General features: G+C 70.3%; 28 protein-coding genes. 10 read left to right on the forward strand and 18 right to left on the reverse strand.

What is annotated here, in order from left to right; genetic code table 11:
• Window positions 1-5: 5 nt before the first annotated feature.
• From VV01_RS17945 to VV01_RS17955, 3 genes are read left to right on the forward strand one after another with little or no spacing between them, the layout of a single operon-like run.
• Window positions 6-455: an SRPBCC domain-containing protein gene (locus VV01_RS17945; protein ID WP_050671087.1), complete on the forward strand. Its 450-nt coding sequence runs from the start codon at window positions 6-8 to the stop codon at window positions 453-455.
• Window positions 452-808, forward strand: a complete 357-nt coding sequence (locus VV01_RS17950; RefSeq protein ID WP_050671088.1) for an ArsR/SmtB family transcription factor — start codon at window positions 452-454, stop codon at window positions 806-808. Before VV01_RS17945 ends, VV01_RS17950 begins: the two co-directional genes overlap by 4 nt.
• A 1-nt stretch (window position 809) precedes the next feature.
• Window positions 810-1271, forward strand: coding sequence for an SRPBCC family protein (locus tag VV01_RS17955; RefSeq protein WP_050671089.1), 462 nt, complete (start codon window positions 810-812; stop codon window positions 1269-1271).
• A gap of 88 nt (window positions 1272-1359) precedes the next feature.
• Here the strand turns inward: VV01_RS17955 and VV01_RS17960 are convergent, their stop codons facing one another.
• Window positions 1360-3492, reverse strand: coding sequence for an MMPL family transporter (locus tag VV01_RS17960; RefSeq protein WP_050671090.1), 2133 nt, complete (start codon window positions 3490-3492; stop codon window positions 1360-1362).
• Between the two features lie 97 nt (window positions 3493-3589).
• Here VV01_RS17960 and VV01_RS17965 point away from each other — a divergent pair, with 97 nt between their 5' ends.
• Window positions 3590-3916 (forward strand): PadR family transcriptional regulator, encoded by a 327-nt coding sequence (locus VV01_RS17965; RefSeq protein WP_050671091.1) that lies wholly within the window; start codon window positions 3590-3592, stop codon window positions 3914-3916.
• Between the two features lie 349 nt (window positions 3917-4265).
• Here the strand turns inward: VV01_RS17965 and VV01_RS17970 are convergent, their stop codons facing one another.
• From VV01_RS17970 to VV01_RS17980, 3 genes are all read right to left on the reverse strand, one after another.
• Window positions 4266-4886 (reverse strand): permease prefix domain 1-containing protein, encoded by a 621-nt coding sequence (locus tag VV01_RS17970; protein ID WP_050671092.1) that lies wholly within the window; start codon window positions 4884-4886, stop codon window positions 4266-4268.
• On the reverse strand, window positions 4883-5527 hold the full coding sequence (locus tag VV01_RS17975) for a permease prefix domain 1-containing protein (RefSeq protein ID WP_050671093.1): 645 nt from the start codon (window positions 5525-5527) through the stop codon (window positions 4883-4885). Before VV01_RS17975 ends, VV01_RS17970 begins: the two co-directional genes overlap by 4 nt.
• A 63-nt stretch (window positions 5528-5590) precedes the next feature.
• Window positions 5591-5938 (reverse strand): winged helix-turn-helix transcriptional regulator, encoded by a 348-nt coding sequence (locus VV01_RS17980; protein ID WP_050671094.1) that lies wholly within the window; start codon window positions 5936-5938, stop codon window positions 5591-5593.
• 76 nt (window positions 5939-6014) lie between these two features.
• On the opposite strand from VV01_RS17980, the gene VV01_RS17985 reads away from it, so the two are divergent.
• Window positions 6015-6794: an NAD(P)H-dependent oxidoreductase gene (locus VV01_RS17985; protein ID WP_050671095.1), complete on the forward strand. Its 780-nt coding sequence runs from the start codon at window positions 6015-6017 to the stop codon at window positions 6792-6794.
• A 180-nt stretch (window positions 6795-6974) separates the two neighbouring features.
• On the opposite strand, the gene VV01_RS17990 is transcribed toward VV01_RS17985, so the two are convergent.
• From VV01_RS17990 to VV01_RS18025, 7 genes are all read right to left on the reverse strand, one after another.
• Entirely contained in the window at window positions 6975-7409 is a 435-nt protein-coding gene (locus VV01_RS17990) for a nuclear transport factor 2 family protein (protein WP_050671096.1), read from the reverse strand.
• Entirely contained in the window at window positions 7406-7780 is a 375-nt protein-coding gene (locus VV01_RS17995; RefSeq protein WP_197275097.1) for a nuclear transport factor 2 family protein, read from the reverse strand. The genes VV01_RS17990 and VV01_RS17995 overlap by 4 nt, the downstream gene beginning before the upstream one ends.
• A gap of 54 nt (window positions 7781-7834) precedes the next feature.
• Window positions 7835-9039, reverse strand: a protein-coding gene (locus VV01_RS18000) for an IS3 family transposase (protein ID WP_157508915.1) whose coding sequence is annotated in 2 segments (ribosomal slippage) — window positions 7835-8752 and window positions 8755-9039 — 1203 coding nt in all. Because the reading frame shifts where the segments join, the coding sequence is not laid out codon by codon here.
• 46 nt (window positions 9040-9085) lie between these two features.
• Window positions 9086-9799, reverse strand: coding sequence for a carboxyl transferase domain-containing protein (locus tag VV01_RS18010; protein WP_231635269.1), 714 nt, complete (start codon window positions 9797-9799; stop codon window positions 9086-9088).
• Between the two features lie 135 nt (window positions 9800-9934).
• The gene (locus VV01_RS18015; RefSeq protein ID WP_050671099.1) at window positions 9935-11236 is read right to left on the reverse strand and encodes a glycosyltransferase; all 1302 of its coding nucleotides are present in this window, start codon (window positions 11234-11236) and stop codon (window positions 9935-9937) included.
• Window positions 11233-13446 carry a glycoside hydrolase domain-containing protein gene (locus VV01_RS18020; RefSeq protein WP_050672015.1) on the reverse strand — a complete coding sequence of 738 codons (2214 nt, stop codon included), beginning with the start codon at window positions 13444-13446 and terminating at the stop codon, window positions 11233-11235. Before VV01_RS18020 ends, VV01_RS18015 begins: the two co-directional genes overlap by 4 nt.
• 92 nt (window positions 13447-13538) lie before the next feature.
• The gene (locus VV01_RS18025; RefSeq protein WP_197275098.1) at window positions 13539-13841 is read right to left on the reverse strand and encodes a YciI family protein; all 303 of its coding nucleotides are present in this window, start codon (window positions 13839-13841) and stop codon (window positions 13539-13541) included.
• Between the two features lie 30 nt (window positions 13842-13871).
• Between VV01_RS18025 and VV01_RS18030 the strand changes: the two genes are divergently transcribed.
• Window positions 13872-14399, forward strand: a complete 528-nt coding sequence (locus VV01_RS18030; protein WP_050671100.1) for a TY-Chap domain-containing protein — start codon at window positions 13872-13874, stop codon at window positions 14397-14399.
• Here the strand turns inward: VV01_RS18030 and VV01_RS18035 are convergent, their stop codons facing one another.
• Together VV01_RS18035 and VV01_RS18040 are read right to left on the reverse strand one after the other, a co-directional pair.
• Window positions 14400-15146 carry an endonuclease/exonuclease/phosphatase family protein gene (locus VV01_RS18035; protein WP_050671101.1) on the reverse strand — a complete coding sequence of 249 codons (747 nt, stop codon included), beginning with the start codon at window positions 15144-15146 and terminating at the stop codon, window positions 14400-14402.
• A 102-nt stretch (window positions 15147-15248) separates the two neighbouring features.
• Window positions 15249-16220: an SMP-30/gluconolactonase/LRE family protein gene (locus tag VV01_RS18040; protein ID WP_050671102.1), complete on the reverse strand. Its 972-nt coding sequence runs from the start codon at window positions 16218-16220 to the stop codon at window positions 15249-15251.
• Between the two features lie 200 nt (window positions 16221-16420).
• Between VV01_RS18040 and VV01_RS18045 the strand changes: the two genes are divergently transcribed.
• A complete protein-coding gene (locus tag VV01_RS18045; RefSeq protein ID WP_050671103.1) occupies window positions 16421-17341 on the forward strand; it encodes an NADP-dependent oxidoreductase in 921 nt (306 codons plus the stop codon).
• A gap of 148 nt (window positions 17342-17489) precedes the next feature.
• Here the strand turns inward: VV01_RS18045 and VV01_RS18050 are convergent, their stop codons facing one another.
• The gene (locus tag VV01_RS18050; RefSeq protein ID WP_050671104.1) at window positions 17490-18392 is read right to left on the reverse strand and encodes an alpha/beta fold hydrolase; all 903 of its coding nucleotides are present in this window, start codon (window positions 18390-18392) and stop codon (window positions 17490-17492) included.
• The gene (locus tag VV01_RS18055) at window positions 18392-19960 is read right to left on the reverse strand and encodes a flavin-containing monooxygenase (protein ID WP_050671105.1); all 1569 of its coding nucleotides are present in this window, start codon (window positions 19958-19960) and stop codon (window positions 18392-18394) included. The genes VV01_RS18050 and VV01_RS18055 overlap by 1 nt, the downstream gene beginning before the upstream one ends.
• Window positions 19961-20031: 71 nt before the next feature.
• Here VV01_RS18055 and VV01_RS18060 point away from each other — a divergent pair, with 71 nt between their 5' ends.
• On the forward strand, window positions 20032-21057 hold the full coding sequence (locus VV01_RS18060; protein ID WP_050671106.1) for an AraC family transcriptional regulator: 1026 nt from the start codon (window positions 20032-20034) through the stop codon (window positions 21055-21057).
• A gap of 595 nt (window positions 21058-21652) precedes the next feature.
• Here the strand turns inward: VV01_RS18060 and VV01_RS18065 are convergent.
• Window positions 21653-22072, reverse strand: a complete 420-nt coding sequence (locus VV01_RS18065) for a VOC family protein (protein ID WP_050671107.1) — start codon at window positions 22070-22072, stop codon at window positions 21653-21655.
• Window positions 22073-22178: 106 nt separating this feature from the next.
• On the opposite strand from VV01_RS18065, the gene VV01_RS18070 reads away from it, so the two are divergent.
• Together VV01_RS18070 and VV01_RS18075 are read left to right on the forward strand one after the other, a co-directional pair.
• Complete coding sequence (locus VV01_RS18070) at window positions 22179-22805, forward strand: YczE/YyaS/YitT family protein (protein WP_050671108.1); 627 nt, start codon at window positions 22179-22181, stop codon at window positions 22803-22805.
• A 78-nt stretch (window positions 22806-22883) separates the two neighbouring features.
• The gene (locus VV01_RS18075; protein WP_050671109.1) at window positions 22884-23246 is read left to right on the forward strand and encodes a nuclear transport factor 2 family protein; all 363 of its coding nucleotides are present in this window, start codon (window positions 22884-22886) and stop codon (window positions 23244-23246) included.
• 59 nt (window positions 23247-23305) lie between these two features.
• Here the strand turns inward: VV01_RS18075 and VV01_RS18080 are convergent, their stop codons facing one another.
• Together VV01_RS18080 and VV01_RS18085 are read right to left on the reverse strand one after the other, a co-directional pair.
• Entirely contained in the window at window positions 23306-23899 is a 594-nt protein-coding gene (locus tag VV01_RS18080) for a hypothetical protein (RefSeq protein ID WP_050671110.1), read from the reverse strand.
• A gap of 75 nt (window positions 23900-23974) precedes the next feature.
• Window positions 23975-25036 carry a glycerophosphodiester phosphodiesterase family protein gene (locus VV01_RS18085; RefSeq protein ID WP_071606434.1) on the reverse strand — a complete coding sequence of 354 codons (1062 nt, stop codon included), beginning with the start codon at window positions 25034-25036 and terminating at the stop codon, window positions 23975-23977.
• Window positions 25037-25094 lie beyond the last annotated feature (58 nt).

The following is a 25094-nucleotide window of genomic DNA, read 5'->3' on the forward strand; positions in this document are numbered from 1 at the left end:
TGGTCATGGAGCTCGGCACACTCGAACGACACATCCACATCGACGCCTCGCCGGAGGTCGTGTACGAGGTCGTGAGCCGCCCGGAGCACATCCGCGAGTGGTGGTCGGACGAGGCGTCGCTCGACCCGACACCCGGCGCGGTCGGTGAGATCTCGTGGCACGACGGACCGACCGAGACCCTCACGGTGGTCGACGCCGACCCGCCCCGGCGCTTCTCGTTCCGGTGGGTGGCACCCGAGGGTGCTGCAGCGACCGACACGAACTCACTGCTCGTGACCTTCGAGCTGACGGCGTCGAACGGCGGCACCCAGCTGCATCTCGTCGAGACCGGCTTCCGCGAGAAGGGTTGGGAAACAGCGGTTCTCGAGGAGCAGTACCACGACCACGAGACGGGCTGGGACCACTTCCTGCCACGGCTTCGTGACCGCGCGATCGCCGTCGGAGCCGACCGATGAGCACGCCGATCGACGACAGCCTGTGGTCGGCAGTGGGCGACCCCACCCGCCGCCAGATGCTCGACCTGCTGCTCGCCGACGGCGGCGGCACGGCGACCTCACTCAGCACTCACCTGCCGGTCACACGACAAGCCGTGGCCAAGCACCTCGGCGTCCTCGACCGCGCAGGCCTCGTGCACAGCGAGCAGTCCGGGCGCGAGCGTCACTACCGCGTCGACGACGCACAGCTCGCCCGCGCGGTGGCCCAGCTCTCGGCGGTCGGCGCGACGTGGGACGCCAGGTTGCAGCGAATCAAGCGCATCGCCGAGACCATCCAGAAGTCAGCGGATCAACAGCAGAGAGAAGGGGATTGACATGGTGGACATCCTTCACCAGGTGGGCGTCGAGGCGCCCGCACAGCAGGTGTACGACGCCCTGACCACCCTCGACGGCCTCCGGGGATGGTGGACCGACGACACGACCGGCAGCGCCGACGTCGGTGGCATCGTCGAGTTTCGTTTTCCCGCAGGTGGTTTCGACATGAAGGTGTTCGACTCGACACCGGGCGAGCACGTGCGCTGGGAGGTCGTCGACGGTCCCGACGAGTGGATCGGTACGACGATCGACTGGGCCCTGCGCGACGAGGACGGCTGGACGACGGTCAACTTCACCCACGCCGGCTGGCGCGAGCCGGTCGAGTTCATGCACCACTGCAGCACCAAGTGGGGCACCTACCTGGTGAGCCTCAAGCAGCTGGTCGAGGACGGCCGGGGCGCGCCGAGCCCGCGCGACGTCAAGATCATCCGCTGGGAGGTCGAGGCCGCGGCCGCGAGCTGACCCCGCACGGCACGTTCGCCCCCTGCCGAGGTGCCGATAGGGCGAGTTGGGTACGCCGGCCGCGCGCCCGGCGTACCCGCCTCGCGCCTCAGGCGGTCGGCACCGGCTCGACCGGACGCAGGTGCTCCTCGCGCTCGGTCTCCTGCGCCTCCAGGCGCACTGTCGGCAGCAGCCGGTCCAGCCAGCGCGGCATCCACCACGCCTTGTCGCCGAGCAGGTGCATCACGGCCGGCACGACGAGACAGCGGATCACGACCGCATCGAGCAGGACGGCCGAGGCCATGCAGAGGCCCATCTGGCCGAGCATCCGGTCCGGGCTGAGCATGAACGCCCCGAACACCACGACCATGATCGCCGCAGCCGCCGTGATCACGGCCCCGGTCGAGGCCATACCTTCGCGAATCGCGGTGTGCGCGTTGCCTGTTCGACGCCACTCCTCGTGCATGCGCGACAGCAGGAACACCTCGTAGTCCATCGACAGGCCGAAGACCACCGCGAACGCCACCACCGGCAGGAACGCCTCGATCGGACCGCTCGGCACGCCGAGATGTCCGTCGCCGTAGACCCAGGTCATGACACCGAACGACGCACCGACCGACAGCGCGTTGAGCACCGCCGCCTTGAGCGGGATGAGCACCGACCTGAACACCGCCATCAGCAGCACCGAAGACAGCCCGACGACCAGCAGCATGAACCACAGCAGCCGCTCCCCGACCGCGTCGGCGTAGTCGATGCCCGCAGCGGTCACGCCGCCGACGGCGTACGAGCCGCCCGCGTCTGCGGAGATCGCCGGCAGCGCGGTGTCGCGCAGGCGGTGCACCAGGTCGACCGTCTCGTCGGACGCCGGCCCGGTCGTCGGGATCACCATGAGCGACGACGCGCCACCGGTCGACGCCGGCATCGGGCCGAGCACGTCGGCGACACCCTCGACCGACCTCAGCCGACCGCCCGCGGCAGCAGCCTCCTGCGGCGTGCCCTCGGCGAGGACGAAGAGCGGCCCGTTGACGCCCGGACCGAAGCCCTCGGCGAGGCGGTCGTACGCCGTACGCCCCGTCGTACCCTCAGCAGCCGTCCCCGCGTCGGCGAACCCGAGGCGCATCCCGAACGCGGGAGTTGCGAGCACCACCATCAGCGGCACGGCGACGACGAGCGCGAGCCACGGCCGGCGCTCAACGCCGTCGGACAGCTGACGCCACCGCTTGCCGTGAATCGTGCTGGGGCGCTTGGCCATCCGCTTGCGGACCTGCTTCTCCAGGCGCGGCCCGAACAGCGTGAGCAGCGCCGGCAGCAACGTCATCGACGCGATCACGGTGAGCAGCACGGTGACGGCCACGGCGACCGCCACGCCCTGCAGGGAGCCCAGACCCAGCACGACAAGGCCGAGCAGCGCGATGATCACGGTGGTGCCGGCGAACAGCACCGACCGACCTGCCGTACGCACCGCCACCGCGGTCGCGTGCTCTCGGGTGCCGCCGACGCGCAGCTCGCCCCGGAACCGCGTGAGGATCAGCAGGGCGTAGTCGATGCCGACGCCCAGTCCGACGATCGTCATCATGGCCGGGGCGTACGACGGCATCTCGGCCAGGTGCGACACGAGCATGACCGCGCCCACGGCCGACCCGACGGCGAAGACCGCGGTGAGCATCGGCAGCGCAGCGGCGAGCAGTGACCCGAACAAGATCACCAGGATCACGAGCGCGGCCCCCATGCCGATGCCCTCGGCTGACCCGCCCTCCTGTGACGCCTCGCGCACGGAGTCGCCGGCCAGCGACACCTCGAGACCGGAGCTGCTGTGCTTCTCGGCGGCGTCGACGATGTCGGCGACCTTGGCCGTGTCGGTCTCGGCGGCGATCGTCGTCAGGGTGACGGTGGCGTACGCCGTGCGCCCGTCCTCGGAGACCGATCCGGTCTGCGCGGACGGCGCCTGCACGGCCTTGACGTCGGGCATCGCGCGGACGTCGCGCAGGGTCGCCGCCACCTGCGGGTCGGACGCGACACCACCGGCGTCGTCGTGGAAGACGACCTGGATCTCATCGAGCGCGTCCTGGGTGCCGACGAGCTTGTCGGCGACCTTCTGGCTCTGCGAACCCGGCAGGGAGTTGTCGTCGTGGTAGGCCGAGCCGATGCCGAAGGCCGTTCCCGTGACGGCGATCAGGACGGCGACCCAGACCGCGAGCGCGGCCCAGGGTCGTCGGGTGGCCCAGCGGGCTGGCGCCTGCATGCTGACTCCTCGATATGTAGACAGACATAAGTAGACAAGTCACAGATAAGCACAGGACCTGTTGTCTGTCTACTTATTGCGTGTCTATGCTGAGCCCATGAGGTCGGAAGCACTGCGAGGGCACCTGGACGCGCTGATCCTGGCGAGCGTCGAGGACGGCCCCCGCCACGGCTACGCGATCACCGAGTTCCTGTCCGAGCGCAGCGGCGGCACGCTCGACATCGCCACGGGCACGCTCTACCCCGCACTGCACCGTCTCGAGAAGGCCGGCTGGCTCGCGTCGGACTGGTCGACCGTGAGCGGCCGCAAGCGCCGCACGTACGAGCTCACCCGCTCGGGCCGTACCGCCCTCGCCGATCAGCGCGCCGACTGGAACCGGCTGGCCGACGTCGTTCAGGCCGTTCTACGCCCCGGCATCGCCTGAGGGGGGCATGCTCGGGGGATGGGCGAGCGCATCCGACTCAGCGAGCACGAGACCCTCGAGGTCATCAACAGCAGCGCCGACTGCCTGACGGTCGAGGCGTCGTACGAACCCGGCGGCGCCAAGCCGCCCGCGCACTACCACCCCCGCCAGCAGGAGCGGTTCGAGGTGCTGACCGGCTCGCGCAGGACGCCCGCGCCAAGGGTGAGCACCGCCCCGACCTGCTCGGCTTCGCGCGTCACGCGGCCGGGCACCGCGACACGTTCAGGCTGGTGCTGGGAGGCCCAAAACCGTTGGGAGACATCATGGTTCGCGTGCTCGGCACGGTGTCGGGCGTCGTACGCCGCTGAGCTCAGGCGCGCAGCAACGTCACCTGGCGCCACGACCGGATCGCGCATGCCAGCACGACGGTCATCGGCAGGTCGATCGCGAGCAGGCTGAGCAGGACGCCCGTGCCCGTGCCCTGGGCGACCACCATCCACGCGATGCCGAGGCCGATCGCTGCCAGCGCGACCACACCGGACGCCGCCGCGATGACGGGCACAATCCAGGCCCGCACCCCGAGTCGACGCACCCCGACGCTGCACAGCGCGAGGCCGGCGACCGACACCGCGATCGCGCCCCAGCCGATCAGCACGCTGGCCAGGTCGAGCGCGGCCGTGCCGTTGCCGCCCGTGGCGACACTCGCGTGGGCCGCCCACACCACGGGTTGCACCCCCACGGTCAGCAGCACCAGCAGCGTCGTACGCCGCATGGCCGACAGGGCGATGACGCTGCGGTAGCCGGGGGCCAGGTCGCTGACGGGGCCGAACTCGTCGATGGCCCGCTGCTCGGCAGCGGCGCGGTCGAGACCGCGCTGCTGCCACGCGTCGGCGGAGTCGTGGAGGTGGTCGCGGGCCTCGGTGACGATGACCGACCGGCGACCGCCCGAGGCGCGGGCGAGGTCGCGGACGTAGGCGTCGATGGTCGTCATGACGTGTGGGCCGAGACGCTCCGGACCTGGACGATGCTGCGCGCGCTGTGGCCGAGCACCATCAGCAGCGGGAGCGCGACGAGGGTGAGGAACAGCAGCGCGTCCCCGGTGCTCGCGTCGCCGGTGCAGGCCATGACCGCCGCCAGGGCGGTGACGACGAGCGCACCGAGGCCCATCGCCACGGCTGCACCCCGCACCATCCACGTGCGTACGCCCCACCAGCGCACGCCGTAGGTGCACAGCAGCGCGGCCACGACACCAGCGGCGATCATGCTGCCGCCGACCATCTCGATGACGGGCTTCAGGGTCGTAGCGAGACCGCTGCCGTGCTCGGTGCCGTCGTCGCGGGCGTCCCACACGAACGGCTGGATCATCATCGTGACGACCAGGACCCACGCCGTACGCCGGACGATGCCGATCGCGGCGACGCTGCGGTAGCCGGGTGCGAGCTGCTCGATGTCACCGAACTCCTCGATCGCGCGGCGCTCGGCGACCTCGCGCGCGTAGCCACGCCGCTCCCACGACTCCGCCGCGTCGAGCAGGTGGTCGTGGGCCTCGGTGACGATCTCCGGGGTCCGCGACCTGCGCGAGCCACCCATCGCGTGGTGGAGGTCGCGCACGTAGGCGTCGATCGCAGTCATCCCCACCAGGATGACCGATCGCCCCGCCCCGATCCAGGGCATTCCGGTGCGCTCGGGGTTCGCTCAGGGACGCCCCTGGGAGACCTCGCGGTCGGCGTACGCCGCACCCCACTCGTCGAGCCATACCACCGCGGGCCGCAGCGTCTCGCCGAGCTCGGTGAGGGCGTACTCGACACGCGGTGGCACCTCGGCGAACACCGTGCGCGACACGATCCCGTCGGCCTCCAGGTCGCGCAGCTGACGGGTGAGGACACGCGGCGTGACCGGGCCGACCGCACGACGCAGCTCGCCGAACCGCATCGTGCCGCCGGTCAGGTGCTTGACCACGGTGAGCTTCCACGAGCCGCCGAGCACGGCCACGGCCACCTCGACCGGGCAGACGGCGACGGCGTTCTCCACGGACTGGCGCATCAGTATCCGATCGGTCACTAGGGGACGAGAATGACCGTACTTGTGCGATCCGTACGGCTCTTCCACCGTAGGAGACATGCACCGCTTCCTCTGGATCAGCGCCCACCCCGACCCGCAGTCGCTCACCGCGAGCCTGCGTCGCGACGCCGTCAAGCACCTCGCCGACGGCGGCCACGAGGTCGTCGAGTCCGACCTGTACGCCATGGGCTGGGACCCGGTGCTCAGTGACGCCGACCTCGGGCCGGTCGAGCCCGGACCGCTCGTCGCCCGGCAGAAGGCGGCGACGCTCGGCGGCACCCTCAGCGAGGACATCCGCATCGAGCAGGACAAGCTGCGCGCCGCCGACACGGTCATGCTGCAGTTCCCGCTGTGGTGGTACGGCGTGCCCGCGATCATGAAGGGCTGGTTCGACCGGGTGCTGACGAGCGGGTTCGCGTTCTGGCTGCGCGACCCCGCAACCGGACGGGTGCGCAAGTACGGCGACGGTGGCCTGGTCGGGCGACGCGTGCTGACGGTCGTCGCGGCCGGTGATCGTGAGACGGCGCTCGGCGCGCGTGGCATCAGCGGTCACGTCGAGGACGTCCTCTGGCCGGTGCTGCACGGCACCGTCCACTACACCGGCATGGAACCGCTGCGCCCGCACCTCATCGCGAGCTCGGACCGGGTCGACGGCACGTCGTACGACGCCGAACGGGCGCGCCTCGTCGCTCGCCTCGACGGGCTCGACGGTGAGTCACCGATCCCGTTCCGCACGCTCGCGAGCGGTGAGTACGACGAGCAGTCACGCCTGCGCGACGAGCACTCCCCCGATCGCACGGGTCTGGCGATCCACCGCACAACGACCTCCCCGACCTGAGCGGCGAGTTCAGGCGGACAGGAACCTCGCCTGCAGACCCGCCGCGAGCCACGGGCGGCGGCCCCACACGCAAGCGGGCCTACCTCGCGATGGGCGCGCTTGCGTGTGTAGCCGACCGTCGACTGCGGCGGCGGGAAGCCCGCTGGGCCAGGGCCGCCTGCCACAACGAACAGCAGGGGATCAGAGGGTGCGAGTCACAGCACCCTGGCTCCAGGCCTCGGCTATGCGGTCACCTCTGACCCGGAAGATGTCTACACCGACGAACAACACCGGCTCGCCCGGACGGTCCAGCGGCCATCCGGTGGCCCCAGTCCAGGTGCCGCGCCCTTCCCACCGAAACCCGAACAGTGCCTGCTCGGGTTCCATGATCGGGCCCATCAGCGTGGAGTACGTCAGGCCCTCAAACTTGTCGGTGAAGCCAGTCACCCAGTTCTTCATGTCGGCGGGCCGGCGCACGGTCCCAGGATCGATGGTCGACGTCATGTCAGGGATGTGGAGCGCGTAGTCGTCGTCGATGATGTCGAGGGCTACGGCTGGGTCCTTGTTCCACATGTCTAGCCATCCGCCCCACAGCTCGAGCGCCTGGCGCGCCTGGAGCACGTTGGGCCTGCTCACGACGTCGACAGCTTGCGACTGCCGGTCACCGAGTAGACACGGTGGACCTTGCCTGTGGCGTCAAGCTGAAGGACGTCAACGCCGCCGATCGGACCAGACTCGCCGGCCACGGCGTTCCACAACGACACAGCGTGATCGTCCGCGTACAGGTGCCCTGCGTCCGTGAACGTCAGTCCGGGCCTGGCTTCGCGGAACGACGCTACGAAACCCACGAACGCTTCGGGACCGACGATCGCGTCAGTCTCCTCCGCCTGGGCGTCCGCTCCGAAGTAGCAGGTGAAGTCTTTCGACAGCAGCTCTTCGGCAACCGACGGGTCGCCGTTCCAGAGCCGGTTCCAGTTGGTCAGGGCTGACTTCGCACGCTCGGACATCTGCCTGATCTCCATCCATTCGGGACTGCTGCACGAACAGGTGACAGTTGGTAGTCATGCCGCCTGATCGGCTGGCGTGGTCATGATCGTCTCGTACTCGATGGGGGTCAACTGGCCGAGGCGGTCTTGGCGTCGACGTCGGTGGTAGGTGCGTTCGGTCCAGGTGATGATCGCGATCCGCAGGTCTTCGCGGGTGTCCCAGGTGCGGCGGTTCAGGACGTTCTTCTGCAGCAGCGCGTAGAAGGACTCCATCGCGGCGTTGTCACCGGCAGCGCCGACCCGGCCCATCGACCCGGTCAGCGCGTGCTGGTTCAAGGCGTGCACGAACTTGCGTGAGCGGAACTGGCTGCCGCGGTCGGAGTGCACGATGCACCCGGTGACGTCCTGCCCCTGCGCGCGTCGCCGCGCGACGGCCGAGTCCAGGGCTGCGACCGCGAGGGCTGACCTCATCCGGTCGCTGATGGAGTAGCCCACGATCCGCCCGGAGCAGGCGTCCTTGATCGCGCACAGATACAGCTTCCCCTCACCAGTGCGGTGCTCGGTGATGTCGGTCAGCCACACCTGGTTCGGCGCGGCGGCGGTGAAGGAGTGCCGGATCACACCGTGCTCGTCCTCAACAGCGAGCAGGTCATCGTGCACCGGTGGCCCGGGCTTCTTGCCGTGGCTGCCGCGCTTCTTGCCGAAGACCGACCACCACGCGTTCGCCGAACAGATCCGCCACGCCGTGCGCGGCGTCATCACCTCACCCGCGCCGGCGGCCTCCACAAGCAAGTACCGGTACCCGAACTCCGGATCATCACGGTGGGCATCGAACAACGCGTTGGCCCGGTAGGCCGCCTGCAGCTCACGACCGGTGACCGGACTGGCCAGCCAGGCGTAATACTTCTGACGGTGGAGCTTCAGGACCCGGCACGTGACCGTCACGGGAATCCCGTCAGCGGCCAGCTCACTCACGAGCGGGTAGAGCCTTTTCCCGGCAGATGCGCCTGAGACAGGTAAGCCGCCGCCCGGCGCAGCACCTCGTTCTCCTGCTCAAGCAGCCGTATCCGCCGGTTGGCCTCCCGCAGGTCAGCAGACTCAGCCGTGGTCGTGCCGGGCTTGTCGCCATCATCGATCGCGGCCTGGCGCAACCACTTGTTCAACGTCATCGGGTGGACACCGAAGTCCTTAGCGACCTGCTCCAGCGTCACACCCGGCTCACGACCTCGGGCGACGCGCACGACATCATCACGAAACTCTCGGGGGTAGGGCTTGGGCACAGCAACATCCTTCCAGGCCACCCTCACGGGCAAGCCAGATCAGATGTCACCTGTTCGTGCAGCAGTCCCGACCTTCCTGCAGGCACTCTTCCTCATCGGTATAGCGGAAGTGCGCCACCCCGGATTGGCCTGCATGGACGGTTGCTCCTCCGAGCCCGTCATGAGTCACCGACTCACCCGTGACTGAGCGGACGACGTCGGGGCCGGTGATGTACATCTGCGAGACGCCATCCACCACGAAGATGAAGTCGGTCAGGGCGGGCGAGTACGCGGCCCCGCCGGCGCAGGGGCCGAGCATCACCGAGATCTGCGGGATCCGTCCGGACGCACGTACGTGGCGCGCGAAGATCCCTCCGTACCCGGCGAGTGCGGTGACGCCTTCTTGAATGCGTGCACCGGCACCGTCGTTCAGCGACACCAGAGGACGGCCGGCTTGCAGGGCCAAGTCCATGACTGCGTGGATCTTCTCTGCGTGCGACTTGCCGAGCGATCCTCCAAAGATGCGGAAGTCGTGGGCGAAGCAGTACACCACCTCACCGTGGACGGTTCCCCAGCCAGTGACGACACCGTCGGTGTAGGGACGGTTCTCTTCTAGTCCGAACCCTCTGGCTTGGTGACGGCGTAGCGAGCCGATCTCGTGGAAAATGCCATCGTCGAAGAGCAGTGCGAGCCGCTCCCGTGCGGTGAGCTTGCCACGGGAGTGTTGCCGTTCCGTTGCTCCAGCACTGCCATCGCGGGCTTCCAAGCGGCGTGAGTCCAAATCGGCCAGTTTGTGCGCGTGACCGTTCTGGGATATTTGTCCTCGCCGAGAGGCCCACAACGCGCCGAGAGGACCACGTGTTCGGCCTCCGTGAATGGTCCTCTCGATGACTAGTGGGCCTCTCGGCGAGCAGGGTCAGGCGACGGAGGCCACCTGGGGCTCGGCGAGCGCGAACAACCGGTCGAACACCGCACCGCGGTCGAACTGCCGTGCGTGCTCGCGGGCCCGGTCGCGCTGGTAGGCCAGCCGCTCCGGCGTCCAGTCGCACACGACCTCGTCGAGCACGGCGCGCAGCGTGTCGGGCTCGTGCGGGGGTACGAGCAGGGCCGCGTCTCCCACCGCCTCGGGCACTCCCCCGGTCGGGCAGGTGATCACCGGGCCGCCTCCGGCGAGCATCGACTCGACGAGCGCGATCCCGAACGTCTCGACGAACTCCGGCTGTGCCCGGGTCGGCAGCACGAAGGCGGCGGATCCGGCCATGAGAGAAGGCTTCTCGGCGTCGTCGACGTCGGTCAGCAGCTGCACCCGATCGCCCAGACCGGCTGCCGCGATCCGGGCGCGCACCTCGTCCTCCTGCGGTCCACGACCGGCCAGCACGAGTCGTACGCGCTCGGCAGCCCGCGACCCGGCGTACGCGTCGAGCAGGTCGTCGATGCCCTTGGCCGAGGCGATCCGCGAGAGGTAGAGGACGTAGCCGTCGCGCGAAAGCCCGCGTCTGCCAAGGACACTCGCGATGTCCGCCTCCGGGAGGTGCAGGTACGCCGAGGCGTCGACCGCAGGGTACGAGATGCTGATCCGCTCCCGGCACCGCGCCGCGAACGACGTGCCGTGCAGGGCGTCGAGCTGCTCGGCGGCCGCGACGATGAGCTGCTTGGTGTAGTCCGAGACGGCGACGCAGTGGTCGGCGCCGAGGTACACGGACAGGATCTGCGCCGCCGCGCCGAAGCGCCCCGTCTCGACGCAGTCACGCACCACGTTGGTGATGTCGGAGCCGACCGCCTCGGCGACCGTCACGACCCGGGCCGGACCGATCCGCCGCGCGACCTGCACCGCGTCGTGCACCGCGAGCGCGTGCGGGCTGAGGTAGAGCGACATCGCGACCGTGGGGACGCCGTCGCTGAACAGCTCGATGAGCCGTCCGGTGAGCCCGGCGAGGTGCCGCCCGTCGGGCACCCGGTAGTCGCCGACCGGCTCGGGCCGCTCGACGGTGATGCCCGGGCTGTAGGGCAGGACGTGGTCGAGCGGTTTGAGCGGCAGACCGGTCTCCTCGAGCCGGTCGACGGGCCAGGTGACGATGCGCACGTCGTCGAACCCGCGGGTCAGCGCCACCTCGGCGAGGCAGCGCGCCTCACCGGAGTGGCCGCAGATCACCGGATCGGCGCGGACGACGAGCACGAGTCGTCGAGTGGGTGCGGGTGCGTGCAGGGCGATGTTCATGCCTCACCTCCGGTGGCGTACGACGGGTCTGACGTGGACGGTGGTCGGGTGCGGGTGCCCCAGGCGGACGGCTCGGGGCCGAGCTCGACGTGCAGATGTCGGGTACGCCGCAGCTCTCGACCGGTGACCCAGGGGCGTTCGAGGGTGCGCCCGTCGGCCTGCACGGACTGGACGTACGACACCTTGCCGCCGGGCTCGACGGGCGCGAATCCCGTTGTGGTGAGTGCGATCTCGTGGTCCGGCAGCTTGACGGTCGACTCGCCGACGGCGGGCGCGCCGAGCAGGAACAGGTTCTGGCCGGCCACGGGGAACAGGCCGAGGGTGGCCCAGACGTACCAGGCGGAGAGCCCACCCGAGTCGTCGTTGCCGGGCAGCCCGCCACGCCCGGTACCGAACTGGTTCGTGACGACGGCCTGCACCACCTCGGCCGTCCGGTCCGGCCGCCCGGCGTAGTAGTACGCCCACGGCGCCTCGTAGTCGGGCTCGTTGTTGAGACCCTCAAACCTCCCGAGCGCGTAGCCGGCCTCCATCTCAGCCACCCCGGGACGGGCACCCGGCTGCGTGACCGGTGCGGCGTCGTACCCGAAGAAGCGGTCGAGCAGCGCGACGAACGCCTCGTCACCACCGGCGAGCGCGATCCGGGCGCGCATGTCGTGCAGCAGCCGGAAGCTGTAGTTCCACCGCCCACCCTCGTAGAACGTGGAGTCGACGAGCAGGCCGGTGCGTGTGTCGTACGCCGCGCGCCAGCCCTCGGCGTGCGCGCTCAGCTGTTCGGCGAGCGCGCGGTCACGCACGCGGCGGGCGATGCGGGCTGTGCAGTGGTAGGCGTAGGCGAGGTCGAGCGTGTGGCTGATCGGGTGAGCGACGCCGTGCACGAGGTAGTCCTCGCCGTACGTACGACGCAGGTCGGCCTCCAGGTGGACCATCGCCCACTCCCAGTCGATGCCGGGCACGTCGAGGTCGCACAGGTCGGCGAGGAAGGTGTGCGCGAGCGCGCTGCCCTGCCGGGAGAACCGGTCGGCACCCTTGGCCATCCGGTAGCCGATCGGGAGGTTGCCCTCCTGCTCGCACACCGACAGCATCGACGTCGCGAGAGCGGCCGACCGGTGCGGGAACAGCGTCGTCATCAGCGGCAGCTGGGTGCGGTAGACGTCCCACAGCGTGCAGATGTCGAACGCGTACGGGCCGTCGGTCGTCCACGACGGGCTCTCGTCGGCGGCGAAGCACGGCTTGACCAGCGAGTGGTAGAGCGCGGTCGAGAAGACCGTCCGCTGATCGGCGGAGTCGGTCTGCACCTCGATGCGGCCGAGGTGGTCACGCCACGCCTGGGTCGTCTCGCGGTGTCGGCTGGTGAACCCGTGGCCGCCGACGTCGGCGAGCAGGTTGGCGTGAGCGCGCTCGGGGCCGCGCAGCGAGAACCCGAGCCGCACCTCGACCGTCTGCTCAGCGCGTGAGGGACCCATGAACATCAGCCCGAACGGCCGCAGCGTCGTCGGCCGGATGTAGTCGAAGTCCAGGCGGGTGCCGCCGGGCATCAGTCGGCGGTCGTACCAGAGCAGCTGGCGCCAGCCGGGTGCGTCGACCTCGAGGTGCACCGCCAGCGGAACGCCCTCTACGTGGATCTCGCCCTGCGCGACACCAGGTGCGAGCGTCGCGAGATGCGCCTTGAGCGGGACCGTACGGCCGTGGTCGATGGCGAGCCCACCGGTCGAGGCGTCCACGACGATGCGGGCCTGCTCGTGTGCCGGGAACGTGTAGCGGTGCACCGCCGACTTCGGGCCGACCGTGAGCTCGCACCGGATGCCGTTGCCGAGCGTCGCCGCGTAGTAGCCGGGCGTGGCCTCCTCGTCGAGCAGGTCCCACGCGGTGCCGAGGTCGTCGAGCGGTCCGAGCATCGGCGTGACCCGGAAGTAGTTGTAGTACTTGCGGATCGCGCCCGTGCCCGACTGCTGGAAGTGGGTGAACCCCGAGGCGACCGGGCCGTCGTACATCGTCGGCGGGACGCCCTCGGTGTTGAAGTCGTAGGTGCCGTAGCCGGTGGGGTACGCCCCGGAGTACGCGCACGCCGACACCATCCCGAACGGGTAGGTCGCGCCGGGGTGGGTGTTGCCGACCTGCGGCTTGGGCCACCACCAGGTGGCCGCGAGCCCTTCGGGCGCGGGCAGGTCGGTGGCGCCGGTGCCGATGAACGGGTCGACGTGGTCGTACAACGGGAGCACCCCCTGCCTCGGACGTGCTCAGCACGCTAGGCAGCGGATGTTTCAGCCGTGTGACCGCGCGCGACGGTCAGGTAACAGCCGGGTCAGGCCTCGACGCGCAGGTGCTCCAGCTCGGGCGCCGTCATCGTCGGCGCGAACTCGGTGATGGCGTACGCGGCGACGCCGGCCCGGGTGAACGGATCGCCCTCGATCAGCCGCTCGACGGATGCACGGTCGGCGGCGCGCGCGAGGATGATGCCGCCCGTACGCGGCTCCTTGCGGCCCGACGCGAGCAGCGTGCCCGCGGCGTACTGCTCGCGCAGCCACGCGCGGTGCGCCTCCAGGTGAGGGTCCACGGCCTCGGGGCCGGCGGGATAGGTGACATCGAGGACGAAGATGTTGGCCACACCCCATGTCTACCGGGCGAGCATGACACCATGCAGGGCGTGTACCAGCCCCGCGACCTCGACACCTCGTCGTGGGACTCCTGGCAGGCCGCGCTCGTCAAGGAGATCCTCGCCCACGAGCCCGACCAGAACCTCGTCCTCATCCCGCGTGAGGGCACGTTCCCGCCGCCTCCGCCGCCGCGGCGGCCGACGTTCAGCCAGCGCCTGCGCACCCGCCACCGCGAGATGATGCCCGCGCCCGTCATCCAGGCGATGCGCGACGACAACAGTCTGCTGCTCGACCTCACCGGGCCGGCGTCGATGGGCGGCGACTACCCGTGGTCCGACGACCAGGTCGAGGCGTTGTACGACCTGGGCTGGCCGCGGCCGGTCAACGAGGGCGTCGTGGTGTTCACGATGTACCTCCCGCACTCGCCGCTGCCGCCGCGCCCCTACCTGCCGGAGCGGGTCGCCGAGCACGCCGGGTCGCTCATCACCCAGACGATGCGCGACGTCGTGTGGTCACGCACCCCGGCCGACATCGACGTCGAGACCGGCATCGAGGGCGCACTCGACTGATCAGGGCCGTGCGTCGAGCAGGTCGATGCGCAGTGCCGAGTGGTCGGTGAGCCCGCTCTCACGCGGTCCGTGGTCGAGGTCGCAGGCGGCGACCCGATCACGCAGGTCGGCCGTCACGAACGCATGGTCGTAGCGGCAGCCCACCCCTGAGTGGTCGACCCAGCTCACGTCGACCTCGTCCGGGTGCGACAGGCGGTACGCATCGGTGAGGTCGTGCCGGGCACTGAGCCCTTCGTACACCGCGGTCTCCTCGGACAGCACGTACTTCAGCGGCACGTCGTGCACCGGGTCGACGAGGTTGAGGTCGCCGATCATGAGGGTCGGGCCCGCGGTCGGCAGCCAGGCCGCGAGCGCGTCGTCGTACGCCGTCAGCCAGTCGCGCTTGCGCTGCCGTTGCGTCTTGCTGCTGTAGCGCACGGGATCGCTCGCGGCGCCGTAGACACCGAGCACCGTGATCCCTTGTGTCGCAACGGTTTTCACCCGCCCGGGCAGCACGGCAGGCTCGGGCCCGCGCACGTCGGTGAGCGCGCCGTCCCGCGACACGATGAGGACGCCGAGGTCGCCCGGATCGGACGCGTGCACGTCGTACCCGGCCGCCCGGCAGACCTGACCGATCAGCTGTGAGCCCTTGCCCCGACCGACCTCGGTGAGCACGAGCAGCTCGTCGGGCTGGTGCCACAGCCACTCCAGCAGCCCCTTGGCCCGGTCGGCGGGCGGGTTGGCGACGTTGAGCGTGAGGACGCGCACGCCCTCACTGTGCCACCCGCGTGCGGGCCAGGTCCGACTCGTGCAGGCGCAGACGACCCTGCACGTGCAGAGTCGAACGCACGCAGAAGGGTCGGCTGCCATTCACGAACAGGTCGGGTCAGTCACCGCACTCACGGTGTACGGCGGCGTGCCCGGCGCGTGGTCGATCTGGCTGTTGGTGACGTAGAGCCGACAGCCGTAGGGCGCGACCGCGGTCGGGACGTCGAACGGTCGACCGGCCGCGTCGTCGTACACCCGGTCGGTGACGTGCGCGCTGCGCAGGTCGCGGTCGAGCGTCGCGACGTAGACCCCGGCGCGGGCGCCGTAGTTGAGGACGGCGTAGAGCGTGCGGCCACGCAGGACCATGCCGTCAGGCCCGAAGCTCGGCTCGTCGACGTGGAGCGCCTCGACCCCGCGTGAGGCGACGTCGACCCGCCAGACCGCCTCGGTGCCGTTGGACGCGACGAGCAGCGTGCTGCCCGTCGCGTCGGCGACGATGCCGTTGAGAAGCCAGTACTGCGAAGGGAATCCGGGGATCACGTCGGTCATGTCGAGCCACGGCCGGAGTACGCCGACGCGGCCGTGCGTGATCGGTGCGCGGTGGACGACCGGGTTGGCCCAGTCGGTGACGTAGACCGCGTCTCGGGTGATCACGAGGTCGTTGAGGTCGACCGGCCCGAGCGGACCGCCGGCGACGGTGCGGGTGTCGAGGAGCCGCCCGTTGCGGGTGTGCACGGTGAGTGTGTCGCCGCCGACGGACCAGACCCGGCCACGCTCGTCGGTGTGGATGCCGAGCGAGGTGCCCCGGGCGGTCGCGCCGTCGGCAGCCAGCGGCTCGAGCCGGTCGTGACCCACGTCCCCGCGGTAGATGGTGCCCGTGCCGTCGGAGGTGACGTAGATCGTGCCGTCGCGGTGGACCGTGATGCCCTCCGGGAGCACGCCCGCCGTGGTGGCGACGGTGTAGGTGTCGGGCAGCTCGCGGGCGTCGGCCGGGGCCGCCCCGACGACGAGCGCGAGGGCGCTGAGCGCGCCGATCAGCGGGGCGGTGCGGCGTGGGCGGCTGGCTCGTTCCATGGCTGCTCCTCGGGGTGTCCGGTGCGGAGCAGCCAAACTAGTTCGAGCCCGAATGACTTTGCGAGCGTTCACCGCGACCGTGGCGAACCTGTGATCTGGCAGTCATCCGGCACGTCGGCCGGAATAACGACCCCGGCGGCACCGCTGCACCAGACGACGGCCCGTACCGACGGCCGCCTCCGACCTCGAGAGGAACCTCCATGCGCGCAGCCACCTACCCGGCGTACAGCACCGACCTCGCGACCCTGCAGGTCAGCGACGTGCCCGACCCGAAGCTGTTCCCCGGATCGGTGCTCATCGAGGTCCGGGCCGCCGGAGTCAACCCGGTCGACTGGAAGGCGATGACCGGCGGGCTGGACCCCCTCATCGACGCGATCTTCCCCGTGATCCCGGGCTGGGACGTCGCCGGCGTCGTGACGGCGGTCGGCACAGACACCCCCGAGTTCGCGGTGGGCGACGAGGTGATCGCGTACGCGCGCAAGGACGTGCTCGGTGCCGGCACCTTCGCCGAGCAGGTCGCGGTCAGCGCCGCATCGGTGGCCCGCAAGCCGGCCTCCCTGACCTGGGAGCAGGCCGCCGGGCTGCCGCTCGCCGGTGGCACCGCACTGCGTTCGCTCGACGCCGTCGGTGTCGACGACGGGACGACCGTGCTCATCCACGCGGCCGCCGGCGGCGTCGGCAGCTTCGGCGTACAGATCGCGGTCGCTCGGGGCGCTCGCGTCATCGGCACGGCGTCCGAGCGCAACCACGACTACCTGCGCTCGCTCGGCGCCGAGCCGGTGGCGTACGGCGACGGGCTCGCCTCACGCGTACGGGAGCTGGCGCCAGAGGGTGTTGACGCCGTGGTCGACTTCGTGGGCGGCCAGCTCGACACGACGCTCGCCGTGCTGCGACCGGGCGGGCAGCACGCGTCGATCGCCGACGGCGCCGTCGTCGAGCACGGCGGGCGCGCGATCTGGGTACGCCCCGATGGCCGCGAGACCGCTCGCCTCGTCGAGCTGGCCGACGCCGGCGAGCTGACCGTCGAGGTCGGCGGGACGTACGGGCTCGACCAGGTGGCTGAGGCGTTCGCGGCCAGCCAGGAAGGTCACCAGCGAGGCAAGCTCGTCATCGTCCCCTGACCACACCGCTGGTTGAGCCGGGCGAGCGCCCCAGCGCGAGCCCGCGTCGAAACCACCGGTACGCGCGGGGAGAGCCTCCCCGTACGGGCACCTGGTCTCGACACGGTCCTCGGCTTGCGCCTCGGACCGGCTCGACCAGCGGTTCGGCTCAGCGCGCGGAGGCGATGAATTCCTTGACGAGAGAGGCGAACTCGGGCGCCCGCTCGATCTGCGGCATGTGACCGGTCCGCTCGAACAGGTGGTATCGCGCACCGGGCAGGCCGGTGCGAGCACCGTCGAGGTGCGCGACGGGCAGCACGTTGTCGGTGTCACCCCAGACGACCAGCACCGGCACGCCGGACGCACGCACCGCAGCGAGCAGCTCACGCCGCCATCCCGGGAACGTGCCGAGGCCGGGCACACCCATGCCGAACGCCGTCCCGAAGAACGTCGCTCGGAAGTCGCGCTGTCGCCCGACCTTGCCCGCGTGCTTGATCATCTCGGGCGTCGCGAACGACCCGTCGACGAACAGGTCACGATTGACCTGCGCCCCGGCCTCGCGGGCGCGGTCGACGAAGCGCGCCCCGACGCGAGGCAGGCTCGACAGGCCGGCCCAGACCATCGGCAGCGGCGAGATGTTGACCTGCCGGCCGAACCCGGCGGCGTTGGCCAGCACCAGGCTCGCTACCCGCTCCGGGTGGTGCGCAGCGACGGTCATGGCGACCGCACCGCCCAGCGAGTTGCCCATGACATGGGTCGGCTCCTGGACACCCAGCGCGTCGAGGACGCCGATCGCCGCGCGGGCGAACGACTCGAGCGTCGGTCGACCGGGCTGCTTGCGCGTCAGCCCGAAGCCGGGCAGGTCCATGTTGATGACGCGGTACTCGTCGGACAGCAGGTCCTGGGTGGCCGTGAAGTCCTCCAGGCTGCGCGCGATGCCGTGGATGAGCAGTACGGGTGGCGCGTCGGCGGCACCGGTCACGCGCACGCGGATCGGGTGACCGCTCACCTCGACGGTCGTCGTGTCGGTCGCAGTCGCGTACGCGGCGCGGGCGGGCTCGGTGGTCGACATCAGCTCGCCACCTCCATCGTCTCGTCGGCGTGCGCCGGAGCCGGTGCGGGTACGCCGACCGGGCGGGACCGTCGTACCGCTGACCTCGGCGTGCCGTGCAGGGTGCGAGAAAGGTTGGTACGCAACGTGGTTGCCGCGTCGAGCACGTAGTTCTGCCGGACCTTCCACGGGGTGCGATCGCCCTGCTTCGGGAACGCGTCGATCGAGCGCTGGACGTAGCCGGAGGCCAGGTCGAGCAGCGGGCGCTCCTGCAGGTCGGTGTCGGGCCGCGGCTCGACGGCGGCCAACCCGTTCTTGTCCATGTGGTTGAGCACCTTGCAGACCAGGCGCGACGTGAGGTCGGCGCGCAGGGTCCACGACGCGTTGGTGTAGCCGATGCAGACGGCGAAGTTGGGCACGCCCGAGACCATCGCCCCGCGCCACACGAACTCCTCGGACAGGGCGACCGGACGTCCGTCGACGTGGGGCTGGATGCCGCCGAAAGCCAGCAGCTGCAGGCCTGTTGCCGTGACCACGACGTCGGCCTCGAGCACCTCACCGGACTGCAGGCGGATTCCCTCGGGCACGAACATGTCGATGTGATCGGTGACGACGCTCGCGCTGCCCTTCTTGATCGCCTTGAACAGGTCGGCGTCCGGGACAGCGCACAGCCGCTGGTCCCACGGGTTGTAGGTCGGCGTGAAGTGGTCCTTGACCATCTGCTCGTCCTTGAGGATGCGCGTGCTCAGCCCGGTCAGCAGCTTGCGGGCACGCTCGGGACGGCGCTGGCAGAACTGGTAGAACCCGATCCCGAACAGGATGTTCTTGGTGCGCACGATCTGGTGAGCAGCGTTGGGAGGCAACGACTCCCGGATCTTGTCGGCGATCCTGTCGCGAGCCGGCACGGCGCTGATCCAGGTGGGGCTGCGCTGCAGCATCGTCACGTGCGCCGCGGTCTGCGCCATCGAGGGCACGAGGGTCACGGCCGTCGCACCCGAGCCGATGATGACGACGCGCTTGTCGGCGTAGTCGAGGTCCTCAGGCCAGAGCTGCGGGTGGACGACCTCACCAGCGAAGTCGTCGATGCCGGGAAACGTTGGGGCGTAAGGCTTCTCGTAGTCGTAGTAGCCCGCGCAGGAGTAGAGGAACGAGCACGTGAGCGTCCGGCGTACACCGTCCTGCTCCACCGTCAGCGTCCAGCGCGCGTCAGCCGTCGACCAGTCCGCATCCACCACGCGCGTGCCGTAGCGGATGTGCCGGTCGATGCCGAACTCCGCTGCGGTCTCGCGGATGTAGCGCAGGATCGACGGGCCGTCGGCGATGGACTTCGCATCACGCCACGGCTTGAACGGGTAGCCGAGCGTGAACATGTCCGAGTCGGAGCGCACGCCGGGATAGCGGAAGAGGTCCCACGTGCCGCCCATCGCGTCGCGGGCTTCGAGGATCGTGTAGCTGCGGCCAGGGCACTCGGTCTGCAGGCGGTACGCCGCACCGATGCCGGACAGGCCGGCACCGACGATCACGACGTCGAGGTGGGCACCGTCGCCGAGCTCGTCGTCCGTGCCGATCACGCTGGGAGAAGCAGTCATACCGCCCAGTCTGAACGATCGTTCCGGCGAACCGCTTGACTCTGCGCGACGAGCGTTTGACCCTGGACGACATGGCGATGATCCGGTCCGCGGGGCTGCGCGGCTTCCGCGACACGGTCACCGGGCTCGGCGGTGACCCCGAGGCGTACGCCGCTCGCGCCGGTCTCCCGGTGGCGGCGCTCGACTCCGACGACCTGCTCGTCCCGGGCGAGCCGATCGCCGTCGTGCTCGAGCTGGCCGCCCGCGACCTCGGCGTACCTGACCTCGGCCTGCGCGTCGCAGCCCGCCAGGACCTGGGCATGCTCGGCCCGCTCGCGGTCGCGATCCAGAACTCCCCGACGGTCGGCGACGCCCTGGAGTGCACGTCGCGCTACCTGTTCGTGCACGCCGAGTCGCTCAGCCTCACCGTCGTGGACGACCCGTACGACGCGCGCGGCATCGTCGCCGTCCACTACGGGCTCGCGCCCGGCCTGCCCACGCTCGTCCAGGCCACCGACCTCGGCCTGGGCTTCCTGCACCGGGCCATCGGCTTCCTCGTCGACGGCCCGTACGGTCTGCGCACCGTCGAGCTGCCGTACGACCCGCCCGCACCGATCGAGGTCTACGAGGAGTACTTCGGCGTGCCCGTCCGTGTGGGCCGACCCCGCGCGCTGCTGCGCGTGCCGCGCACTCTGGAGGACCGGCCGCTCACCGGCGTCGACGACAACGTGCGCCGCCTCGCACTGGCGTTCCTCGCCGAGCACGCACCCGAGTCACAGACGTCGACCGTCGCGCGCGTGCACCGGGCCGTGCACGAGTCGCTCGGCACCTCGCCGCCCGAGATCGCCTCTGTCGCAAGGCTTCTCGCCGTCCACCCGCGCACACTGCAGCGCCGCCTCGCGGACGAGGGCACGTCGTACGCCGCCATCCTCGACGACGTCCGCCGCGAAGCCGCCGCGCGTTACCTCACCACCACCGACATGCCGCTCACCCAGGTCGCAGGCCTGCTCGGCCTGTCGGAGCAGTCGGCGCTGACGCGCTGCTGCCGACGCTGGTGGGACGCGACACCGACGGCTGTACGCCGTGACCCGGTCCGGGCGCGCACGCCCGCGGGTTGAGCCGACCCGCTGGTTGAGCCGGGCGAGCCCCCACAGGGCGAGCCCGTGTCGAAACCACCGCCACCGCGAGGGAGGCTCTCCCTTTGCGTCACCAGGTCTCGATACGGCTCGCCCTGTGGGGCTCGCCTACTCGACCAGCGGCGTGGGGCTCGCCTACTCGACCAGCGGGGCGGCCCACCGTACGAGGGGGGCCGATGCCACCCGCTCCGGCGACCGGGGTCGGCGAGCGCTGTGCACTGGTTCGCGTGGGGCGCCACGCGCCGAGCCTGGCTCACCACACGAACCAGTGCACAGTCCACTCACCACCCACATCACCGGGCGAGCCGACCCGCCAGCGGGGCGGCCCAGGGCAAGGCGTCGTTCGCGAAGGTGCTGACCTATCCGGCCGACAAGGCGGCCGCGCAGATCCTCAGCGGGTGTCGAGCAGCGCAAGGGGCGGGTCCTCATCGCGGCGAGCGCCGTCGTACCGGACCTGCTGGCGCGGGCGTTCCCGACGTCGTACCAGCCCAAGATGGACCGGCTGCAGCGCGCGATCGCCCGGCGCCGCCGCTGAGTCGACGTACGCCGGCCGCGCCGGTCGGCGTACGGGCCGCGGTCAGCCCTTGTTGTCCTCGCCGGCGATGTTGACGAGCCAGCCGATGCCGAACTTGTCGACGAGCATGCCGAACTCGTCGCCCCACAGCTGCTTCTCCAGCGGCACGGTGATCTGACCGCCGTCGGCGAGCTTTTCGAACCAGCCGCGCAGGTTGTCGTCGTCGTCGCCACTGAGGCTGATGGTGATGTTGGTGCCGGGCTTGTAGTCCACCCCGGCCGGGGTGTCGGAGGCCATCAGGGTGAAGCCGTCCGGGGTCTCGAGCATGGAGTACATGATCTTGTCGGCGTCGTCGCCGTGATCGGCGCTGAGCTCCCCGTACGTGTTGCTGGTGAGCTCACCGCCGAGGACGGCCTGGTAGAACTCCATCGCCTTCTTGGCCGTGCCGTCGAAGGAGATGAACGGGTTGAGGCGGCTGGCCATGATCGAACCTCCAGGTGGGTGACGGGCTGGTCCTGCCGACGCTAGTGACCCGCACCGACAGGCGACAGGGTTCTTTCGGTGACGAACGGGTGCATAGCATCGGGCCGTGCCCCGTCGGATCGTGCAGCTCGTCGTGTCGTGTGTGGTCCTTGCGGCAGGTGTGACGCTGCTGCTGCGGGCGGCGCTCGGCTCCGACGGCTACTCCACCCTCATCAACGGCCTGGCCCTGTGGACCGGCATGCCGTTCATGGCGGCCAACGTGCTCGTCGGCCTCGTGTGTGTGGCGATCGCCTGGGCACGGCGCGTACGACCGGGGCTGGGCACCGTCGTACAACCGGTGGTCGTGGGGTTCGTCGTCGACGTGGGGCTGCGTCTGGTGGACGAGCCGACATCGTTGGCAGCGCGAGTCCTGTTGCTGCTGCTCGCTTTTCCGGTCCTGATCGTCGGAGTGGCCGGCTATCTCGGCAGCGGCACCGGCGCCGGCCCGACCGAGGCGGCGGCGCTCGCGTGGGACCCGCCCGTGCCGTTCCGGTGGAGCTACAGCACGGTGCAGGTGCTCGGCGCCGTGCTCGGCTGGCTGATGGGTGGTGACGTCGGCGTCGGCACGGTGCTGGTCATCCTCCTCATCGGGCCGGCGGTCGACTGGTTGTCGTCGCGCTATGCGGTGTTCGACGTGCACGCAGGCCACGACCGTACGGATGACGCGCCTCGTGCGGCGGAGCATGACCTGTGAGGTCATCGACGCCCTGACCCATCCCGGCGAGAGTTGTGTCCATCAGCCGAGAACGACTCTCCTGGAAGGGATTCCGCCATGAAAGACGTCACCACCGCCTACCTCGCCACCTGGAACGAGCAGGACACCGACGCGCGGACGAAGCTGCTCGCCGAGAGCTGGGCCGACAACGCGTCGTACACCGACCCGCTCGCCGACGCCGCCGGCCGCGACGCGATCAGCGCCACGATCGCGGCGGTGCACGAGCAGTTCCCGGGGATGGTCTTCACGCTCGTCGGCGAGCCCGACCACCACCACCGGCAGACGCGGTTCCAGTGGGGCCTCGGCCCGGAGGGCGCCGAGCCGCTGGTGATCGGGTTCGACGTGGTCGTGACCGACGACCAGGGCCGGATCGAGACGGTGCTCGGGTTCCTCGACCGGGTGCCGGCCGGAGCTGCCTGAGCACCAACCCCCACCTCCCCGGGCTGCTCTGCGCACTCGTGAAGTCACATTTCGGCTGGTCAGTGGGCGTTGTGGTCGTCCCGGCGCCGCCGGAGGGTCAGCACCACCGCGAGAGCGACCGTGAACAGCGCGGCCACCGCCACCGGCCACGCCCCGGTGCGGTCGAACCAGGCGAGCGTGCCCGCCAGACCGCCCTTCCACTCCGGCGGCGGGTCGCCCGGAGACCCGGCCCGTGGCGCGGCACCCGGCCCGAGCTCCGCCTGCCAGGTCTGCGGACGATCGGCGCGCAGACGTCGGGTGCCGTCGCACCAGCTGGTCTCGATCACGACTCCCTCACCCCGGCCGAACACCAGCGCCTTCTGCCCCTCCCGCATCGGGGCGCCGCAGGCGGTGGTCTGGGCGGCGGTGCGCACGTACGCCGTCCGGTGCGCCGCACCCTTGTAGACCCGGTCGACCCGCATCGTGATGGCCTGGTCCTCACCTGCGTCACGCACCGCGGTGACCTCGCCGCCGAGGACCACGTCGGCCCGGGCCTTCGCTGCGGCGGGCGTGCTCGCGTACATGCAGGAGCAGGCGTGGGCACGCGGCATCGCCACCGCTGACACGACGAGGGTGAGCACCAGGACCAGCAGGGAGGGCAGCCATCTCTTCACGTGGCCTGGGACGCACCGCCACGGCGACGGGTTGCCGCAAGCGCGACGACCGTGCTCGTACGACGGCGTACGACGTCAGGCGTGGTCGCGGTGCTGACGCGGCAGCTTCATCCCGCGCTGGTCCATCAGGTTGCGGACCTTGTCGGGGTAGTCGGTGATGATGCCGTCGACACCCCAGTCCATGAGCTGCGCCACGGTCGGCATGTCGTCGCACGTCCACGGCACGACCTTCAGGCCACGGGCGTGCGCGCGGTCGATCATCGACTTGTCCGCATAGAACCGGAAGCCGGGGTCGCCGATCTTGCCGTTCTGCGGGAAGCCGTAGTTGGGCGACAGCGTGGTCACGCCCTCGATCGAGTCGGCCGCCGCGACGAAGTCACCACCGAAGTCGTCCGCGTCGATCCCGCCCAACCACGGCGAGGCCCCTGGCTTGCCGACCTGCAGGAAGTCGTAGTTCGTGAGTGCTACCAACGGGATTCGCGGTGCGAGGCGGTGCATCAGCATGAGCGATCCCCAGTCGAACGACTGCACGGTCACCTGACGCGACAGACCCGAGGCGGCGATCTCGTCGTGGACCCGCGTCACGAAGATGTCCCGCGGCGCGGTCTGCTCGGGCGCACCGGCCTCGACCTTGGTCTCGATGTTGAGCGTGACGTCGTACGCGCGGTAGCGCTTCACCACGTCGAAGACGTCCTTGAGCTCGGCCATCCGGGCGCCGGGCACGACCTCCTGGTCGGGGAAGCCGGGCAGCTGCTGGTAGCCGCAGTTGAGCGTCTTGACCTGGGCGAGGGTGAGGTCCTTGATGTACTTCCCGACGTAGGGGAACTGCGGGTCGCCCGGGGTCACGGGTGCCGTGTCCTGGCACTTCGTGCCGCTGACCTGCCGGTCGTGCGTGACGACGACCTTGCGGTCCTTCGTGACCTGGGTGTCGAGCTCGAGCGTTGTCACGCCCAGGCGCAGCGCCTTGGCGAAGCCCTCCGGCGTCTCCTCGGTCGTCATGCCGATGCCACCGCGGTGGGCCTGCAGGTCGAAGTGGGGCGGGCCGGGCACCTGACCGGCGGACGCGGGCCGGGCGCCGACGAGACCGGTGGTGGCGAGCAGGGCGGTGGCGGCCAGGGCGGTGAGAGTACGACGCACGGTGGGCTCCTCGTCGAGAGTGCGGGTCTTGTCGACGCTAGGGCGTGCAGACCAACCG

It is taken from the genome of Luteipulveratus halotolerans (genome assembly GCF_001247745.1).
GTDB lineage: Bacteria > Actinomycetota > Actinomycetes > Actinomycetales > Dermatophilaceae > Luteipulveratus > Luteipulveratus halotolerans.

Bases quoted from the DNA above. Each gene is read 5' to 3' on its own strand.
- VV01_RS17945 (WP_050671087.1), top strand. From the start codon at position 6: ATGGAGCTCGGCACACTCGAACGACACATCCACATCGACGCCTCGCCG.
- VV01_RS17950 (WP_050671088.1), top strand. From the start codon at position 452: ATGAGCACGCCGATCGACGACAGCCTGTGGTCGGCAGTGGGCGACCCC.
- VV01_RS17955 (WP_050671089.1), top strand. From the start codon at position 810: ATGGTGGACATCCTTCACCAGGTGGGCGTCGAGGCGCCCGCACAGCAG.
- VV01_RS17960 (WP_050671090.1), bottom strand. From the start codon at position 3,492: ATGCAGGCGCCAGCCCGCTGGGCCACCCGACGACCCTGGGCCGCGCTC.
- VV01_RS17965 (WP_050671091.1), top strand. From the start codon at position 3,590: ATGAGGTCGGAAGCACTGCGAGGGCACCTGGACGCGCTGATCCTGGCG.
- VV01_RS17970 (WP_050671092.1), bottom strand. From the start codon at position 4,886: ATGACGACCATCGACGCCTACGTCCGCGACCTCGCCCGCGCCTCGGGC.
- VV01_RS17975 (WP_050671093.1), bottom strand. From the start codon at position 5,527: ATGACTGCGATCGACGCCTACGTGCGCGACCTCCACCACGCGATGGGT.
- VV01_RS17980 (WP_050671094.1), bottom strand. From the start codon at position 5,938: ATGCGCCAGTCCGTGGAGAACGCCGTCGCCGTCTGCCCGGTCGAGGTG.
- VV01_RS17985 (WP_050671095.1), top strand. From the start codon at position 6,015: ATGCACCGCTTCCTCTGGATCAGCGCCCACCCCGACCCGCAGTCGCTC.
- VV01_RS17995 (WP_197275097.1), bottom strand. From the start codon at position 7,780: ATGTCCGAGCGTGCGAAGTCAGCCCTGACCAACTGGAACCGGCTCTGG.
- VV01_RS18015 (WP_050671099.1), bottom strand. From the start codon at position 11,236: ATGAACATCGCCCTGCACGCACCCGCACCCACTCGACGACTCGTGCTC.
- VV01_RS18030 (WP_050671100.1), top strand. From the start codon at position 13,872: ATGCAGGGCGTGTACCAGCCCCGCGACCTCGACACCTCGTCGTGGGAC.
- VV01_RS18040 (WP_050671102.1), bottom strand. From the start codon at position 16,220: ATGGAACGAGCCAGCCGCCCACGCCGCACCGCCCCGCTGATCGGCGCG.
- VV01_RS18045 (WP_050671103.1), top strand. From the start codon at position 16,421: ATGCGCGCAGCCACCTACCCGGCGTACAGCACCGACCTCGCGACCCTG.
- VV01_RS18050 (WP_050671104.1), bottom strand. From the start codon at position 18,392: ATGTCGACCACCGAGCCCGCCCGCGCCGCGTACGCGACTGCGACCGAC.
- VV01_RS18055 (WP_050671105.1), bottom strand. From the start codon at position 19,960: ATGACTGCTTCTCCCAGCGTGATCGGCACGGACGACGAGCTCGGCGAC.
- VV01_RS18060 (WP_050671106.1), top strand. From the start codon at position 20,032: ATGGCGATGATCCGGTCCGCGGGGCTGCGCGGCTTCCGCGACACGGTC.
- VV01_RS18065 (WP_050671107.1), bottom strand. From the start codon at position 22,072: ATGGCCAGCCGCCTCAACCCGTTCATCTCCTTCGACGGCACGGCCAAG.
- VV01_RS18075 (WP_050671109.1), top strand. From the start codon at position 22,884: ATGAAAGACGTCACCACCGCCTACCTCGCCACCTGGAACGAGCAGGAC.